Source organism: Alkalicoccobacillus murimartini (assembly GCF_030813245.1).
In the GTDB taxonomy this organism is placed as follows: Bacteria; Bacillota; Bacilli; order Bacillales; family Bacillaceae_D; genus Alkalicoccobacillus; species Alkalicoccobacillus murimartini.
Window position 1 is genome coordinate 516,458 of the sequence record NZ_JAUSUA010000002.1, and the last position, 15,976, is coordinate 532,433.

The 15,976-nt window shown below is 42.6% G+C and carries 17 protein-coding genes; 1 reads left to right on the plus strand and 16 read right to left on the minus strand.

Translation table 11 applies throughout. From position 1 onward, the window contains the following. Positions 1-361: 361 nt before the first annotated feature. The 16 genes from glyA to glcT all read right to left on the minus strand — a co-directional run bounded on the left by glyA (position 362) and on the right by glcT (position 14,475). Entirely contained in the window at positions 362-1,615 is a 1,254-nt protein-coding gene (gene glyA, locus J2S05_RS09070) for a serine hydroxymethyltransferase (RefSeq protein ID WP_306982007.1), read from the minus strand. Positions 1,616-1,735: 120 nt separating this feature from the next. After that, a complete protein-coding gene (locus J2S05_RS09075; protein ID WP_306982009.1) occupies positions 1,736-2,299 on the minus strand; it encodes a TIGR01440 family protein in 564 nt (187 codons plus the stop codon). Positions 2,300-2,312: 13 nt separating this feature from the next. Further along, entirely contained in the window at positions 2,313-2,750 is a 438-nt protein-coding gene (gene rpiB, locus J2S05_RS09080) for a ribose 5-phosphate isomerase B (RefSeq protein ID WP_306982011.1), read from the minus strand. Between the two features lie 73 nt (positions 2,751-2,823). After that, positions 2,824-4,122, minus strand: a complete 1,299-nt coding sequence (locus J2S05_RS09085) for a methyl-accepting chemotaxis protein (protein ID WP_306982012.1) — start codon at positions 4,120-4,122, stop codon at positions 2,824-2,826. 31 nt (positions 4,123-4,153) lie between these two features. Continuing rightward, complete coding sequence (locus J2S05_RS09090) at positions 4,154-4,588, minus strand: low molecular weight protein arginine phosphatase (RefSeq protein WP_370873622.1); 435 nt, start codon at positions 4,586-4,588, stop codon at positions 4,154-4,156. 54 nt (positions 4,589-4,642) lie between these two features. Beyond that, positions 4,643-5,185, minus strand: a complete 543-nt coding sequence (locus J2S05_RS09095; RefSeq protein WP_306982016.1) for a manganese efflux pump MntP — start codon at positions 5,183-5,185, stop codon at positions 4,643-4,645. 252 nt (positions 5,186-5,437) lie between these two features. Further along, entirely contained in the window at positions 5,438-6,481 is a 1,044-nt protein-coding gene (locus J2S05_RS09100; protein WP_306982017.1) for an L-threonylcarbamoyladenylate synthase, read from the minus strand. A 204-nt stretch (positions 6,482-6,685) separates the two neighbouring features. Next, a complete protein-coding gene (locus J2S05_RS09105; RefSeq protein ID WP_306982018.1) occupies positions 6,686-7,141 on the minus strand; it encodes a GNAT family N-acetyltransferase in 456 nt (151 codons plus the stop codon). Positions 7,142-7,198: 57 nt separating this feature from the next. Further along, positions 7,199-7,840, minus strand: a complete 642-nt coding sequence (spoIIR, locus tag J2S05_RS09110; protein WP_306982020.1) for a stage II sporulation protein R — start codon at positions 7,838-7,840, stop codon at positions 7,199-7,201. A gap of 53 nt (positions 7,841-7,893) precedes the next feature. Continuing rightward, a complete protein-coding gene (prmC, locus tag J2S05_RS09115) occupies positions 7,894-8,772 on the minus strand; it encodes a peptide chain release factor N(5)-glutamine methyltransferase (protein WP_306982022.1) in 879 nt (292 codons plus the stop codon). A 1-nt stretch (position 8,773) separates the two neighbouring features. Next, a complete protein-coding gene (gene prfA, locus J2S05_RS09120; RefSeq protein ID WP_306982024.1) occupies positions 8,774-9,844 on the minus strand; it encodes a peptide chain release factor 1 in 1,071 nt (356 codons plus the stop codon). A 70-nt stretch (positions 9,845-9,914) separates the two neighbouring features. Further along, positions 9,915-10,292: a hypothetical protein gene (locus J2S05_RS09125; RefSeq protein WP_306982026.1), complete on the minus strand. Its 378-nt coding sequence runs from the start codon at positions 10,290-10,292 to the stop codon at positions 9,915-9,917. Next, positions 10,285-10,662 (minus strand): hypothetical protein, encoded by a 378-nt coding sequence (locus J2S05_RS09130; RefSeq protein ID WP_306982027.1) that lies wholly within the window; start codon positions 10,660-10,662, stop codon positions 10,285-10,287. Before J2S05_RS09130 ends, J2S05_RS09125 begins: the two co-directional genes overlap by 8 nt. After that, positions 10,655-11,050 (minus strand): hypothetical protein, encoded by a 396-nt coding sequence (locus tag J2S05_RS09135; protein WP_306982030.1) that lies wholly within the window; start codon positions 11,048-11,050, stop codon positions 10,655-10,657. Before J2S05_RS09135 ends, J2S05_RS09130 begins: the two co-directional genes overlap by 8 nt. Positions 11,051-11,448: 398 nt before the next feature. Continuing rightward, positions 11,449-13,485 carry a glucose-specific PTS transporter subunit IIBC gene (gene ptsG, locus J2S05_RS09140; RefSeq protein WP_306982032.1) on the minus strand — a complete coding sequence of 679 codons (2,037 nt, stop codon included), beginning with the start codon at positions 13,483-13,485 and terminating at the stop codon, positions 11,449-11,451. A 159-nt stretch (positions 13,486-13,644) separates the two neighbouring features. Next, on the minus strand, positions 13,645-14,475 hold the full coding sequence (gene glcT, locus J2S05_RS09145) for a glucose PTS transporter transcription antiterminator GlcT (protein ID WP_306982034.1): 831 nt from the start codon (positions 14,473-14,475) through the stop codon (positions 13,645-13,647). A gap of 152 nt (positions 14,476-14,627) precedes the next feature. On the opposite strand from glcT, the gene J2S05_RS09150 reads away from it, so the two are divergent. After that, positions 14,628-15,944: an FAD-dependent oxidoreductase gene (locus J2S05_RS09150; protein ID WP_306982036.1), complete on the plus strand. Its 1,317-nt coding sequence runs from the start codon at positions 14,628-14,630 to the stop codon at positions 15,942-15,944. Positions 15,945-15,976 lie beyond the last annotated feature (32 nt).

The following is a 15,976-nucleotide window of genomic DNA, read 5'->3' on the forward strand; positions in this document are numbered from 1 at the left end:
TCCATTTTTATTCCTTAGGTCATTGGAATTTAATGATTTCGTTCCTGGCTCTTGGTAAGAGGTGCTTCGCTCTTGGTAATAGTGGTCAGGCGCTTGGTATCAGGTGTCCGCTCTTGGTATTTTGGATTTGCTCTTGATTGAGGGGTCTTCTCTCTTTGTATCGGGCTCTCCCTCTTAATAAATCCTCTTCCCTCTTGAATCGGAACACATCGCTCTTGCTAAGACGCTCCGGCGCTTGGTAAATCTCCACTTCGTCTTGATTCCATAATCATTCTTCTTGCCAAACGCTGCCCACTCCTCCCCCACATATCACAAAAACCTCCCGCTCCGCACTTATGCGGAACAGGAGGTTCTGTATGTTTTATAGATTTGGATACATTGGGTATTTTGCAGTTAGGTTTGCGACACGTGCGCGCACTTGCTCTGCTACTTCTTCGTCTTCTACGTTTTTCAGTGTCAACGCAATGAGTTTCCCGACTTCTTCCATTGCTTCTGCATCAAATCCGCGAGATGTTACAGCTGCTGTTCCTAGGCGGATACCGCTTGTAACAAATGGGCTTTGTGGGTCAAATGGAATGGTGTTTTTATTTGTAGTAATACCTACGTGGTCTAGTGCTTTTTCTGCTACTTTTCCAGTAAGTTCAAGTGATTGAAGATCCATTAATAATAGGTGGTTATCTGATCCGCCTGAAACGAGATTAATGCCTTCAGCTTGAAGGGCTTCTCCTAGGCGTTTTGAGTTATCAATGACATTTTGAGCGTATGTTTTAAATTCTGGTTGAAGTGCTTCTCCAAATGCCACAGCTTTTGCTGAGATAACGTGCATAAGTGGTCCACCTTGAATACCAGGGAAGATTGATTTATTTAGAGCTTTGCCGTATTTTTCACCGATTTCTTCGTTGGTTAAAATAATCCCGCCACGTGGTCCACGAAGGGTTTTGTGAGTCGTTGATGTGACAAAGTGGGCATGAGGAACTGGGTTTTGGTGTAAGCCAGCTGCTACTAGACCTGCAATGTGAGCCATATCAACCATTAGGTAAGCGCCAACTTCATCAGCGATTTCACGGAACTTAGCAAAGTCAATTGCACGTGGGTACGCACTTGCACCTGCAACAATCATTTTTGGTTTGTGTTCTTTCGCTAATTCGCGAACAACATCATAATCAATCAGTTGTGTTTCTTTATCCACACCATATTCAACGAAATTATATTGAACACCACTGAAGTTTACAGGGCTACCATGAGTTAAGTGACCGCCGTGAGAAAGGTTCATCCCAAGAACAGTATCTCCTTGCTCAAGCACTGTAAAGTATACAGCCATGTTTGCTTGGGCTCCTGAGTGGGGCTGGACGTTTGCATAAGCTGAACCAAAGATTTGATTTACTCGTTCTTGTGCAATTTCTTCTACGATGTCGACATATTCACAGCCACCATAGTAACGACGACCTGGGTAACCCTCTGCATATTTGTTTGTTAATACAGAACCCTGAGCCTCCATTACCGCTTCACTAACAAAGTTCTCAGAGGCGATCAATTCAATTTTATCGCGCTGACGACCTAGCTCCAAATTGATTGCTTCTAGAATTTTCGGATCTTGCTTCTTTAGATTCTCCATTACCCATTCCCCTCTCAAAAACCGCTCTCATTCGGTTTTAGACTATTTCTATTAAGATTCAACTTTATACTATCACATTACAAAGAGTATTTCCGTAACATTTGACGAAATTCCTGAAAATCATTCTGTTTTTGGCGATTCGTATACTGCTCGTATCCCACCAATTAGTTTCGGTCGAGTGATGGCCATTGTCACATGAGCAGCTCCAATTTCTTTGATTTGGCTACGAACCGGTATGGCCACCTTTTTTAAATGCATACCAATAAACGTATCACCAATATCAATTCCAGCATCGGCACGAATCTCTTCAACTAAAACTGGGTTAGTCATTTTGGAAAAAGCGTATTCAGCCATTGCGCCACCGGCCTTGCGAATTGGAATGGCTGAAACGGGCTCATAGCCCCTCGCTTTGGCAGAGCTTGCTTCGAGTACAAGGGCCCGGTTGAGATGTTCACAACATTGGAAGGCGAGCTCAATTCCTGTTCTTTCTTTAAAGTGTAGCAACGTTTGGTAAATAGCTGTCGCTACTTCTTCTGAGCCATGTGTGCCAATGTGTTCACCTATTACTTCACTTGTACTGGTACCAATGACCAATAAATCACCTGTTGAAAGTGGTTTAACCTTGTACAAATCTTCAAGCAGTGTAGAAAGTGATAACTGAATGGATTCAGGTGAGATACTCATTTATAGGCTCCTCCTAACACTCGTAGCTTGAAACTTTGCCAATTCGTGTGGCATGGCGTCCGCCTTCAAAATCTGTTTGCAACCAAGTACGCGCAATTTCAATGGCTATACCAGGGCCAACCACTCGCTCTCCCATTGCAAGCATATTGCTGTCATTATGCTCTCGTGTCATCTTCGCTGAGAAGAGATCATGAACAAGTGCACAGCGAATGCCTTTTACTTTATTGGCAGCAATCGACATACCAATGCCTGTCCCACAAATTAAAATACCACGATCAAAACTTCCGTCTGCAACCTTCTCAGCAGCTGGAAAAGCGTAGTCAGCGTAGTCCACGGATGCTTTGCTATTTGGTCCGAAATCTTCACATTCATGGCCAAGTTCAACAATGACTTCTTTAATGCTTTCTTTTAGATCAACACCTGCATGGTCTGAAGCAATGGCAATTTTCATCAGGGGTACCACCTTTGTCTGTTTGGATTCGCAAAAAAACGCCCGATTCAGTCAGGCGTTTTTTAACATGTAGTTATATTGTAAACCTTTCGATCGTTGCCTTCAATCTCTTCGCTTGATGAGATAACTCCTGCGCGGCCTTTGACGTGTCTTGAATGACCTTTGTTTGTTCATTCGCCAAGTTCGTTACGCTTGACGAGTCACGAGACGTCTCTTCTGCAATGGCTGCTACCTCCTGCGAAGCTTGGGCTGTGACATGAATGGCCTCCATTTGTTGATCAATCATTCCTGTGATATCTGAAATGACCGCCGCCACTTCATCCACTGATCGTGTCATTTCTTTCATTGCTCGGCTTGTTTGCTCCCCTTGGCTGGATTGTTCATTCGCTTCAGCTACTTGTCCATCAATTTGCGACACAACATTTTTCACTTCTGCTTGAATCGTATGTACAAGAGTTGTGATATTTGCAACGGCCTGCGCACTTTCATCAGCAAGGTTACGAACTTCCTCAGCAACAACAGCAAAACCTTTGCCTTGTTCACCTGCTCTCGCAGCCTCAATTGATGCGTTCAGCGCCAACAAATTTGTTTGACCAGCAATTTCACCAACAAGAGAGATAATCTTTTCTACTTCTCCCGCTTGTCTTTCTAGCTTCTTAACTGCTCCAAGGGATGCTTGGTTGTTATTAGCGAGTAGCCGTATCCCCTCTACCAATCCCTTCACAACCGTTCGGCTCTCACTTAAATTCTGAACCAGTTGTTTGGACGATTGGCGAGATCGATCCGCACGATTTTTGACCTGCTCTGCAATTTGCTTCGCTTGCTCCATGGATTCAGCATTCTTCCGACTGACCGCTGCTGAACCCTCGGCTCCTTGAGAAATAGAAACAAGCGTTTCACCCATTTTTAAAGCTCGTGAAGATGCCAGCTCCGAAGACTGCGACATATCACTAACTCGTTGCTCCGTCGCTTCAAAGCTTGAATCAATGTCCTGAACCATACGTCTTAAATTATGCAGCATTTCGTTATACGCTTCACCTAATGCTCGAATTTCGTCATCCGACCCGACCACTTCTACATCTTCCTGAATATCTCCAGCAGCAGCTCGTCTTGCCGAAGCTTCCAGACGATTCAGTGGTTTTGTGATATAGCCAGCGGCCCAGAAGCAAAGGATTCCTGTCCATATAATCCCCGCAACTAACGTTAAGACGGTGAACAGTTCACTACTCAATCCTAATAATTCTGAAAGGTAATCAGATAGCACAAAGATGAACAAAGCACTGATTCCATACGTTAACAGTGCTAAGCCGCTTACGCCCAATACCAACTTTTTGCGCAAACTAAAACGATATGACGGTTTTTCCTTCTCCAATTTCTACATCCCCTTACACACACATGATCAATTATTCTTTCCATTTCACTAATAAACTTGTCAAACACCGATCTAGTTCTACTCCAACTTGCTCATACTCTTCTTGTGGTCCACCGATTGGATCAGCGATATCTCCACCTGTTGATAGGTAACCTTTTAGCGTAAACACTTTTCCGGATGCGTTTGGATGTTGGATCGCAAGCATTTCTTTATGGCTTTGAGTCATCGTCAAAATAATATCTGCCCACTCGACCAGATCTCCCGTTACACTTTGTGAAGCATGTTGATGATTGATGCCTCGCTTACTTAACACCCGAGCCGTGCCATCAGATATTGGAACTCCCGGCCAAGCCGTTACACCCGCAGATTGGATATTTAGTAGGTCGCCAGCTTTTTCTTTTAATAAGTATTCCGCCATCGGACTCCGACACGTATTCCCCGTACAGACAAAAAGAATATTTTTCAAAATGGACATCCCCTTTTTAATAAGTATTGCCCTTATCTTATCACTTCTTGTCCGTTAAAGAGGAAGCATAATCTTCAACCCAAACCCAATTAAAATACTGCCACCTAATAACTCACCATAAATCCCGATGTACTGATGAAACCGCGACCCAATGAGCAGCCCCAGGCACGAAAGAACCATGCTGACGAACCCGATTAGAAAGACAGTAAGCAACGTTTTAGCACCCAGGATTCCAAAGCTTAACCCCGCCGAAAAACTATCCAAGCTTACACTAATAGCAAACGCTGCTAACCCCCAACCAACCGGTTTCAAAAACGAACTTTCTTCTGATGAGAATGCAGATAAAATCATCTGTAACCCAATCAACAACAGAAGTCCTCCGCCAATATAAATAGCCACCATATCAAAATAAATAGAAAGCCATTTTCCAGTAGCCATACCTAACAACGGCATTGCGACATGAAACAACCCAATGGTTAATCCAATACGAAAAACCTGCCGCCCACGCAGCCCCAACATCCCCATGCCAAGCGTAACCGAAAACGCATCCATGCCAAGCGCAGCTGACATAATTAATATCGTCACAAATTCACTCACTGTTTACTCACTCCTTGAACATGCTACTTGAATGTATGCATGACCAAGCTAAAATAGACAACCTCAGTGAAAGGTTGTCTATTTTAGGGGTTATGAGAGGGGACGAGAACGGGGGAGATTTAGTTGAATGGCTGGGTTCTCTTTTCCGCTCGCGGCGACTGCTTTGCGCTCAATGGACCCCCTCCTCCAATCCACCCGCAACCCTAAAACATCCCTACACAAAAAAACCGGCACTCGGCCGGTTTTCTACATTTACTCTATGATACGTCCGCCTGCCGCCTTGCGTAAGCGATTCATGACTGCTGCTCCGACGCCGTTTTCTGGGAAAACTTCTGAATAAATCACATCGATTTGATGATCATCGAATTGTCTCAGTCCATTGTAAAGCAGTGCCGCAGTTGTCGTTAAGTCCTCGTCTACGCCGCAAGCAAATACAAAATCTGCGACGTATTCATGCTTGCGGTTTTCGGTGGTGAGGATTCCGACTCGGCTTCCTTGCGCCTGTGCATGTGCAGCTAGCTCCTGAATCTGAAGATAATTCGTTACTAGGGTCAGACTACCTTTGGGGGCATAGTGCGTATATTTCATGCCCGGAGACTTAGGGGCTTGTCCTTCTGTCACCAACGCTTGATCTAATTCCACATCTTCAGCAATCTCAGCGATCTGCTCTTGTGTGAGGCCACCTGGACGGAAGATGACGGGATGTGGACCGCTAATATCAAGTACTGTGGATTCGACACCAACGCCTGTAGGTCCCCCATCAACGATACCAGCAATTCTACCTTCAAGATCTGACCAAACATGATCTGCTGTTGTTGGGCTTGGTCTACCTGAGAGATTTGCGCTTGGTGCAGCTACGGGAACACCCGATTCTAACAGAAGTTCTCTCGCAATCGGATGCGAAGGCATTCTTACAGCTACAGTATCCAATCCAGCGGTTACATCTGTTGGAACTTGATCGCTTGCTTTAAAGATCAATGTTAATGGACCTGGCCAATAGGCTTTCATGAGCTTTTCGGCAACTTCAGGAATGTCGGTTACTAACGCATCAAGCTGTTCACGTTTTGCGATATGCACAATGAGCGGGTTATCGTTGGGGCGACCTTTTGCTCGGAAAATCTCTTTTACTGCTTGAGAATCCAGTGCATTTCCTCCTAAACCATAAACCGTCTCTGTTGGAAACGCTACTACTTTTCCTTGCTTAATCCATGCTGCTGCTTCTTGCAAATCTGTTTCTTTTTTCTGAAGATTCATTGACTTATTCACATTCCAACGTTTTGTCTGTATATAACTCATATCACAGCTCCTATCCTCCCTATTTTGAGATTCTGCATGTCTTTTGTCAATACCGTACTCAAAATAGCTGAACACCCTGTAATGATAAGGGTTTCACGCTACTAATTTCGTAGCGAAATATGCATAAGTACACCCGTTCGTATACGCAGAACAAGGTTATCCACACTTGTGGATAACCTGTAGATAAGCCGTCACTTCTGCGATTTATTCACATGTTTGCTCAAGTAATTCACAGGCAAAAATCGTTACATCTTGATTCTCAAATTGCTGGAAATGTGATAATCGTTGTATCTCATTTGGCACATCAATCTGCTTAATGGGTCTGAACTGTAGCTGTTCAAAAAAAGCTCCAGCTTGCTTAGTGATTAGAAAGACTTCATTCAATTGAAGTTTGCGACCATACGCAAGAGCTGCTTCAAGGAATCCCATGCCCTTTGCTGGTGTAAAGTAGTCCGTTTCAAGGACAAGCGATCGTAGTAACCCATAGTCTCCTGATGGCTCCAGTCCAATGATTCCAACGATTTCATTGTCTATCGTTTCAGCAACCAAAAAAATATTTGTGATGTTACTTGTGTCATCCTCTCGAAGTCCTGCCCGCGCTAGAAGCCTTTGAACATATAATAAATCGCGGTCCTGAGCCTGTCTGAATACCATTGTCATAACTACACGCCCCTTATTTGCACTATGTTCCATCCTATGCAGGGCTTGTATCAGGTATTACTGATTTTCTTCAGCAAGCGTCGTGGTCTCTCCGCCAAATATCGTTTCAAACAATCCTTTGAAAAAGTCTACGAAGAAAAATGAGACTTCCACTTCTTTTTCAGGCTGGATGTCAGCTTCAACTTCTTCAGCAGGGACTGCTTCACTTTGCTCCATATCAATAAAGCACAAAGGAGGAAACAGCACACACCACCAATTTTCTCCCTTTCCTTCACCAAGTGTGATCAACACCGCTTGGTACTCTCCAGCAGGATACACAAGGTTTCCATATAATTTCGTCGGAAAGTCTACTTGCTCAAAGTCGACTTCAAATAATTGATTGATGCCTCTGTTCTCAAGCTCTGATTCCACAATCGCTTCTATTTCATGTAGCTTTGAGCTAATGACATCCATCGCGTCTTGCTTACTTTCTATACCTGTCACCCATTCTGTAATGGATTGGTTCACTTTGTCGCGAATCTCTCGTTTTAACTTTTGATCACTAATAGAATCGCTATTTGCTAGAATCCGTAAACGAATCGCGTCCTCCTGGCTTACTTCATGATGGAACGCAGCAATCGCTTGGTTTCCTTGGTCTTCCCAACTAATAAGTAATACAAAAAAAGAGAATAATAGATATATAATAGCTTGTGGTTTCATGACCAACACCATCCCTTCCCCCTCATTGTGGTCAGGATGGTTGAAGACTAAACCTATAACTCTTCGACAAAATCTCCATAGGCAAGAACGATTCGGTCTTTTTTATTTATATCAAAACGAACCTCGGTTGTCGTGTTCGGAAAAGCTTCCTGTAACATTTCTCTTACGACCTCTCCCTGTCCGGCTCCCACTTCAAAGGCAACCAGAGCATGAGGCTTCACCACGTGTTTAAGTTGTTGAGTAAGCTTCCTATAGCACTCTAACCCGTCATCTCCTGCAAACAATGCCAATTCTGGCTCATGTTCACGCACATGAACAGCAAGGGTTTCTCTTTCTCCTTCTGGAATATAAGGAGGATTAGAGACAACAACATCAAAGCGTTTCCCTTGTTGAATAAAAGGGTCTAATAGGTCACCTTGATAAAATTCGATCTCTGCTTGATGTTCGATCGCATTCATTTTCGCCATCTTTAACGCTTGTTCCGATAAATCAACTGCCGAAAGATGAAGAGCTTTATCCTCAAGTGTAAGAGTGGTTGCGATGATACCACTACCCGTCCCTACATCTACAGCCTCTAATACCACGTCGCCAAACAATGCTTTTCTTCTCTCCAATACCGCAATAATTAGTTCCTCTGTTTCCGGTCTTGGAATTAAGACATCCGCTGATACATTAAAACGGCGACCAAAGAACTCTTCATACCCAATTAAATGTTGAACAGGGTAGCCTTGGGCAAGCTTGTATACATCATTCTTATATGCATCCAACATCTCTTCGTCAATCGGATCATGAAAACGAGCAAACAATCCAGCTCTCTCCAGACCAAGATGATGGCGGAGCAACCACTCACCAGCCATCGTCTCCGTATGTCTTTCTTCTAAAAAAGAAGAAGCCCAACGAAGGGCTTCGTGTATTGTGTGTATGGTCGACATCTTAATCTTCTGCTCGTTGCATCAGTTCAGATTGTTCTTCCATGATGAGTGTATCAATAATTTCATCCAACTTACCTTGTAATATTTGCTCAAGCTTCTGCAGAGTTAAGCCAATTCTGTGATCCGTCACACGGCTTTGTGGAAAATTATACGTGCGAATACGCTCAGAGCGATCCCCTGTACCTACAGCTGACTTGCGGGTCTCATCATACTCAGCTTGTATCTCACGGTTAATCTTATCGAAGACACGTGCACGAAGAATCTTCATTGCTTTCTCTTTGTTCTTAATCTGTGATTTCTCATCTTGCATCGAAACAACAGTCGAAGTAGGCATATGAGTCAAACGCACTGCAGACATCGTTGTATTTACACTTTGTCCACCGGGTCCACTTGAAGCAAATGTATCTACACGAATATCCTTCTCATGGATTTCTACTTCAACTTCTTCTGCTTCAGGAAGAACCGCAACGGTCGCTGTAGATGTATGAATTCGACCACCAGATTCGGTTGAAGGAACACGTTGCACACGGTGTGCTCCATTCTCATACTTAAGCTTAGAATAGGCACCTGTTCCATTCACCATAAAGATAATCTCTTTATAGCCACCAAGCTCGGTTGTTGTTGCTTCCATCACTTCAATCTTCCATCCCTGTGCTTCCGCAAAGCGATGATACATCTTATAAAGGTCACCAGCAAAAAGCTGCGCCTCATCTCCACCTGCTGCTCCGCGAATCTCAACGATTACGTTTTTATCATCGTTTGGATCCTTCGGAAGAAGAAGGATATGCAGGCGTTCTTCAAGCTCTTGGCTTTGAGATGAAAGATCAGAAATCTCTTCCTTCACCATTGCATACATCTCATCATCTAGCTTTTCTTCAATCATCGCTTTTGCATCTTTTAACTGCCAAGAGACTTCCTTGTATTCGCGATACGCTTGAACCGTATCCTCAAGACCAGACTGCTCCTTCGAATACTCACGCAATCTTTTTGTATCACTAATAATATCCGGGTCACTTAATAATTCATTTAACCGATCATATCTGTCCTCTAAAGACTGTAAACGATCAAACATGTCTTCACCTCATAACATAATATCCGTACATAGCATAACGTTCTAAGTATAGTATATAGGCACTCGGTGGTCAATGTGACAAGGGGTTTGATTCGTTTTTTGCCGACTCTTGCTCTTTTTTGTACCACAGATAGGAATCAGTTAGTTCAAAGACCATCATTATAAGAAACATACATGCGAGGAGAAGCATCCTCCACCCTTCCATTTCAGCAAATAACCAGAATAAAATAAAGATTAAAAGAACAAAGGTAGGAAAAAATTTAGCTTGCTTGAACCGCTTTTCAGCCGTTAGCTTTCCAACCCCTGTTTTTGTTGCCTTTCCTATTAACCTACCAACTAAAACAGCTACACTAATTAAAAACGCTAAGATTAGACCTCCGTTAATCAAGTAAACGGTGACAAATAACCAGAGAAACATCAGCATAGTGCTGACTTTATCATTAACCATTAAAGTTCTCCTCTTGTAAAAGTTCTTGTTGTTCTTTTTTGTACCAAATATACGAATTCACGATATTAAAAGCCGCTAAAATAAGAATAAAGGAGATAACTACTATACGACGCAGGACAGAAAGATCAAGTTGCTGGTATGGAAATAATGATACGTATGCAATAATTAGGACACCAAAGCATATGGACTTAATTAAGTACTTTTTAGCTGGCTCACGCTCGGTTGCCACCTCTTGATAATATCCTAATATAGAGATAATTGTTATAACTACGCCCCACCCAATTATAAGCATCCAGCCTGCACCAATAATCAACAGGAACAAAATAAAAAGAAGTGGCGTTAGCTGTATCATATGCCTTCTCTCAACCATATTCGTCCTCCTTTACCCGCTTTGCTTCAAGATCCTCCTCTTCCTTTTTCTCTTTTTTATACCATAGATACGAGTCTATATAATCAAATAAACCCGTAATAAAAATCAATCCTACAGCCACTAATTGACGCCATAAAGGTAGGTCTAAGTCTATAAACAAAAACACAGTCATTAACGCTATCCATAAAATAGAAGACCATTTCGAGAAAATGTGTTGTGTTCTCGCAGAAGCCCCCCATATGCCTGCTCCAGTCTTATAGCCTATAATAGACCCAATAAAAATAGATGCACCCATAACACCTATATACCACCAGCTTTGATCTAAGACGAAAAAAAACACCATTATCCACATAGGAGCTAAATATGTTAAATGTTTTTTCTTTATCACATCATCATCTCCTACCATCATTCTCTTACACCGACTATACATGATTACCTTTTATAGAACAAATAGGAATATTACGTAAGAAGAGGTTGAAAGATCAAGGTGCTAGCTCTTGGTAAACCGTCCTTCTGTCTTGATCTTTTTCACTCTTTCTTAACTATCCTGTCGCTGGTCTTGCTAAATTTACGTCTTGCTTAGTATTTTGTTTATTTCTCTTAATATCTATGTCTGCTTCTTGATAAGACTCCATTCTGTCTTGATCTTTCACACTTTTCTCTTGATATCCAACTCTATCTCTTTTTAGATTTGTATCCTTCTTGACTCTTCATCAAACCTTCTTGCTAAAGGCTAACCATTTAACGAAAAAGCCAGAGCGTCTGTGCTCTGGCTTTTCCTACTTGTTATTCTGCTTTTTTGATCATTAATACGTTTTCGACTCCAGCTTCAGCTTCCCCTGATTGGAGCAGCTGAATGAATTCATCTTCAGCTAGGTTTGTAAACACAATTGGTGTGATAATAGATGCTGCTTTTTCAGAAATAATTCCTGTATCAAAGCGCAACAATTCCTGTCCTTGTATCACCTTATCACCCTGCTCAACCAAAGCTTCAAATCCTTCACCTTTTAAATGAACGGTATCAATACCGATGTGAATCAAGATTTCTTTTCCTGATTCATCGACTAATCCAAGTGCATGCTTTGTCGGGAAGAAATTCACAACCGTTCCAGTTACCGGTGAGTGAACAACTCCTTCTGTTGGTTCAATGGCGAATCCGTCGCCCATCATTTTTCCGGCAAATACATGATCCGGAACATCTGTAATTGGTAGGATTTTACCTGTAATCGGAAGTGTAAAGCTAAAGTCACCTGTTCCACCTGGTTCAACAACTGTTTCGACTTCTTCAATTGGTGATGGTGTTTTTCCAGAAATGATATCTTGAATTTGCCCTTTTAGTTGATCTGATTTCGGTCCAAAAATCGCTTGAATGTTTTGACCTACTTGCATAACTCCTGAAGCCCCAAGCTTCTTCAGCCGGTCTTTTTTCACTTGATCAACGTCTTTTACTGATACACGTAAACGGGTGATACACGCGTCAATATTGTTGATATTTTCTTTGGTCCCTAATGCTTTTAATACTTCGTACGGAAGGTCTCCAACTGGTGCGGAGCTAGATGCTCCTCCCTCATCATCTTCCTCGTCTTCCTCACGACCTGGTGTCATTAGGTTAAATTTCAGAATGGCAAAACGGAATAGAACATAATAGATGACCGAGAACCCTAGGCCAACGATGATGACCCACCACCAGTCCGTTCGGTTAGGCAGGACGCCATATAGCAGGAAGTCAATGACTCCACCTGAGAAGCTCATACCGATTTTTACATCTAGTAGATACATCAGTAAAAAGGAGAGTCCGGCAATAAGAGTATGGATTACAAACAAAATGGGTGCGACAAACAAGAAACTAAATTCAAGTGGTTCGGTGATTCCAGTTAGAAATGCAGTAAGTGCAGCTGATCCCATAAGTCCAGCTACGATTTTCTTATGCTGAGGTTTTGCACAGTGATAGATCGCAAGTGCTGCTGCTGGAAGTCCAAACATCATAAACGGGAATTTCCCGACCATAAAAGCTCCAGCTGTTGGCTCAACGCCGTCACGAATTTGCGCAAAGAACATGGCTTGGTCACCTTTTATTAATTCACCTGCAGCATTTGTATACGTTCCAAATTCGAACCAGAAAGGTGAATAGAAAATATGGTGCAATCCAAATGGAATTAATGCGCGTTCAATAACCCCAAAGATGTACACACTTAGTGCTGGACTTGCTTCTGTCATGAAGTACGAGAAGGAATTAAGTCCTGATTGAATAAAGGGCCATACAAAATGCAAGAGAACCCCTACAAAAATCGCAAAAAATGCTGTAGCAATTGGTACAAAACGTTTTCCTGCAAAGAATCCTAAATATTGAGGAAGGTTGATATTATAATATTTATTAAATGTAAAGGATGCTAAGAGACCAGCTATGACACCGCCAAATACTCCGGTTGATAAGGTTGAGATTCCTAGTACATTGGCGTAAGCCGGATCCTCAGCCACCATATCTGGTGTGATGCCTCCCATGGTTCCCATCGTTACGTTAATGATTAAAAATCCAATAATCGCAGCTAACCCTGCTACCCCGTCTCCGTTTGAGAGCCCGATGGCAACCCCAACCGCGAAGAGTAGTGGCAAATTCGCAAATACTATATCCCCTGTCTCAAGCATCAAGGTGGAAATTAGTGAGAATACTTCATTACCTAAAAACGGCATGGCGCTAAGAATATCCGGGTTTTGCATCGCATCACCTAATGCCAAGAGGATACCAGCAGCAGGTAAAAGGGCAACCGGAAGCATAAGAGCTCGTCCCATTCGTTGTAACACACCAAAAACTTGTTTAAACATGTATAAAACCCCCTATATTTGTTGTAAAACCACATAAAAAAGGCATGAGGGAAAGAACGCTCGTAACCAGAGAAGGATAGACTCCTCCTGTTGGACATACGAACGTTTTCTTTCTCTCATGCCTGCATCACCAGTAACACGTTCAAGAAAACGATAGGTTTATATTTGAGTTAGACGCTGCAAGTGAAGCGTAAGATAGACCGCTTCTCCCTCAGGAATTTGCTTCTTAAGAGATTGTTGCATCACTTTTATGAGATTCCATGACAAATTATAGCACACAGGATATTCCTTTTGCAACACATCTTTAAGCGCTTCCATCGGATCTAAATATTTTTCTTCTTCAATCCGTTCGATTGCAAAATGAAGATGACGAACCAACCGCAAATAATTAAGCTCTGTCCGATCGACCTTTATCTGCAATCGTTGTTCAATGATCTCAACCAACTGCGCAATTAAACGAGTATGGGCATTTACATCCTGAAGACTACGATTTGTTATCCCACTATGAATATGTAAGGCAATAAAACCAATTTCACTATCAGGTAATAAAACATTCTGTTTTTCATATATATATTCTCTAATATCCGATGCTGTTTTAAATTCTTTTGGATACGCAAGCTCAGTTTCTTTTAAAAATGGATTTGTAATTGCCTGCCCTTGTTTAATCCGCTTGATCGCATAAAATAAGTGATCCGTTAAGGCAACATGAATGTGCTCATATAGTCTCGTGTGTAGCTTATCTTCAATCATTTCAATCACATCATTCATCAGTTCAAGAAACGCTTCATCTATATAGTGCATCAGCTGTTGATATTGTATTTGTTCTGATTCTTCTTTTAGAACAAAGAACTTCTCCGCTTGTTCACGCCCTACTTCATCCCCTGGTGACCTTCCAAAGCCTAAGCCTTTTCCAATTAACACAACCTCATCGTAATTTGGATGATGAGCCACTAAAACATTATTATTTAATACTTTTTTTACTATGAGCATGACGTACAAGCCCCTCTCACTTCCTGAAAAGAATGTTTTCATCATACGAAAGGTTGCAAGTTTCGTCAATAACTGGGTTTATAAGCTGTTTCAGAAAGGAAGCCTTAGGGAATCCTAGTTGAGAGCGATAAACGGATAAGTGAGGTGTCAGGATGAATTATGTGATTATTGGCGGAGATGCTGCTGGAATGAGTGCAGCCATGCAAATTATACGCAATGACAAGGAAGCCAAGGTGACCGTCCTTGAGAGTGGTACGTATTATTCCTATGCGCAGTGCGGGCTGCCCTACTTATTAAGTGGTGTGGTTGGAGAACAGGATGACCTTGTCGCGAGAGACGTTGAGACATTTCGACAGAAACATGGTATTGATGCGCGAGTGAACCACACCGTGACAAGTATTGATACGCAAAATAAAACAGTGAGTGGCGAGGACTTTACTGTTCAATACGATAAGTTGTTAGTTGCCACCGGGGCACGCCCCATTGTACCTAAGTGGAACGGATTTGAACTCGGACGAATTCACACCTTAAAAACCATTCCGGACGCTTTACGAATTATGGAAAATCTAACGGATGAAGTGAAGCACGTTACCATTGTGGGAGGCGGATACATCGGGTTGGAGGTTGCCGAGAACATCGTGATGACAGGACGAAAAGTAACGCTTGTGAATCGCTCGGAGCGACTTGGCGCTGGATTTGAAAAGAGCATGTCCAAGCTGATTCAAGACGAGGCCGAAACACACGGCGTTGAACTTATGCTTGGTGAGGAAGTGCATTCATTTAAAGGCAATCAAGATGGGAACGTGACTGAAGTCTCAACAACCTCTCGTACCATTCAGACAGATATGGTTATCGCCGCTGTAGGTGTCACTCCAAACACAGACTTTTTATCAGGTAGCGGCATACACCTTTCTGAAAAAGAAGCGATAAAGGTCAACGCGTATTTAGAAACAAACGTTCCAGATATTTACGCAGCAGGTGATTGTGCCACACAATATCATCGACTGAAACAAAAGGATGATTTTCTCCCATTAGGCACTCACGCCAATAAACAAGGCAGACTCGCCGGGCTAAATATGATAGGCAACGCCCGCCCTTTTCAAGGTGTAGTCGGCACAGCCATTATGCAATTCTTTGATTTGACTCTGGCAAAAACAGGCCTAAACTCCGCTGAAGCACAGGATCTTGGTTTCCCTTGTGCCATATCTGAGACGGAGACCTCAACCAGCGCCGCCTATCACCCCAATGCTGAGCGAATCAACAGTCTGTTAGTCTATCATGGCGATACCGAACAAGTACTTGGCGGACAATTCATCGGAAAGACCGGTGTGGATAAACGTGTTGATGTGCTCGCAACCGCACTTTATTACAAAGTGACTATGGAAGAGATCGAGAATCTGGATCTGTCTTATGCCCCACCTTATAACAGTGTGTGGGATCCATTGCAGCAGACGGCTAGACGGAGATAATAACAATAAACAGGCTGGTTATGATGACCAGC

Coding starts and splice junctions, on each gene's coding strand:
- glyA (WP_306982007.1), bottom strand. CDS start 1,615: ATGGAGAATCTAAAGAAGCAAGATCCGAAAATTCTAGAAGCAATCAAT.
- J2S05_RS09075 (WP_306982009.1), bottom strand. CDS start 2,299: ATGAGTATCTCACCTGAATCCATTCAGTTATCACTTTCTACACTGCTT.
- rpiB (WP_306982011.1), bottom strand. CDS start 2,750: ATGAAAATTGCCATTGCTTCAGACCATGCAGGTGTTGATCTAAAAGAA.
- J2S05_RS09100 (WP_306982017.1), bottom strand. CDS start 6,481: ATGAGTTATATACAGACAAAACGTTGGAATGTGAATAAGTCAATGAAT.
- J2S05_RS09105 (WP_306982018.1), bottom strand. CDS start 7,141: ATGACAATGGTATTCAGACAGGCTCAGGACCGCGATTTATTATATGTT.
- spoIIR (WP_306982020.1), bottom strand. CDS start 7,840: ATGAAACCACAAGCTATTATATATCTATTATTCTCTTTTTTTGTATTA.
- prmC (WP_306982022.1), bottom strand. CDS start 8,772: ATGTCGACCATACACACAATACACGAAGCCCTTCGTTGGGCTTCTTCT.
- prfA (WP_306982024.1), bottom strand. CDS start 9,844: ATGTTTGATCGTTTACAGTCTTTAGAGGACAGATATGATCGGTTAAAT.
- J2S05_RS09125 (WP_306982026.1), bottom strand. CDS start 10,292: ATGGTTAATGATAAAGTCAGCACTATGCTGATGTTTCTCTGGTTATTT.
- J2S05_RS09130 (WP_306982027.1), bottom strand. CDS start 10,662: ATGGTTGAGAGAAGGCATATGATACAGCTAACGCCACTTCTTTTTATT.
- ptsG (WP_306982032.1), bottom strand. CDS start 13,485: ATGTTTAAACAAGTTTTTGGTGTGTTACAACGAATGGGACGAGCTCTT.
- glcT (WP_306982034.1), bottom strand. CDS start 14,475: ATGCTCATAGTAAAAAAAGTATTAAATAATAATGTTTTAGTGGCTCAT.
- J2S05_RS09150 (WP_306982036.1), top strand. CDS start 14,628: ATGAATTATGTGATTATTGGCGGAGATGCTGCTGGAATGAGTGCAGCC.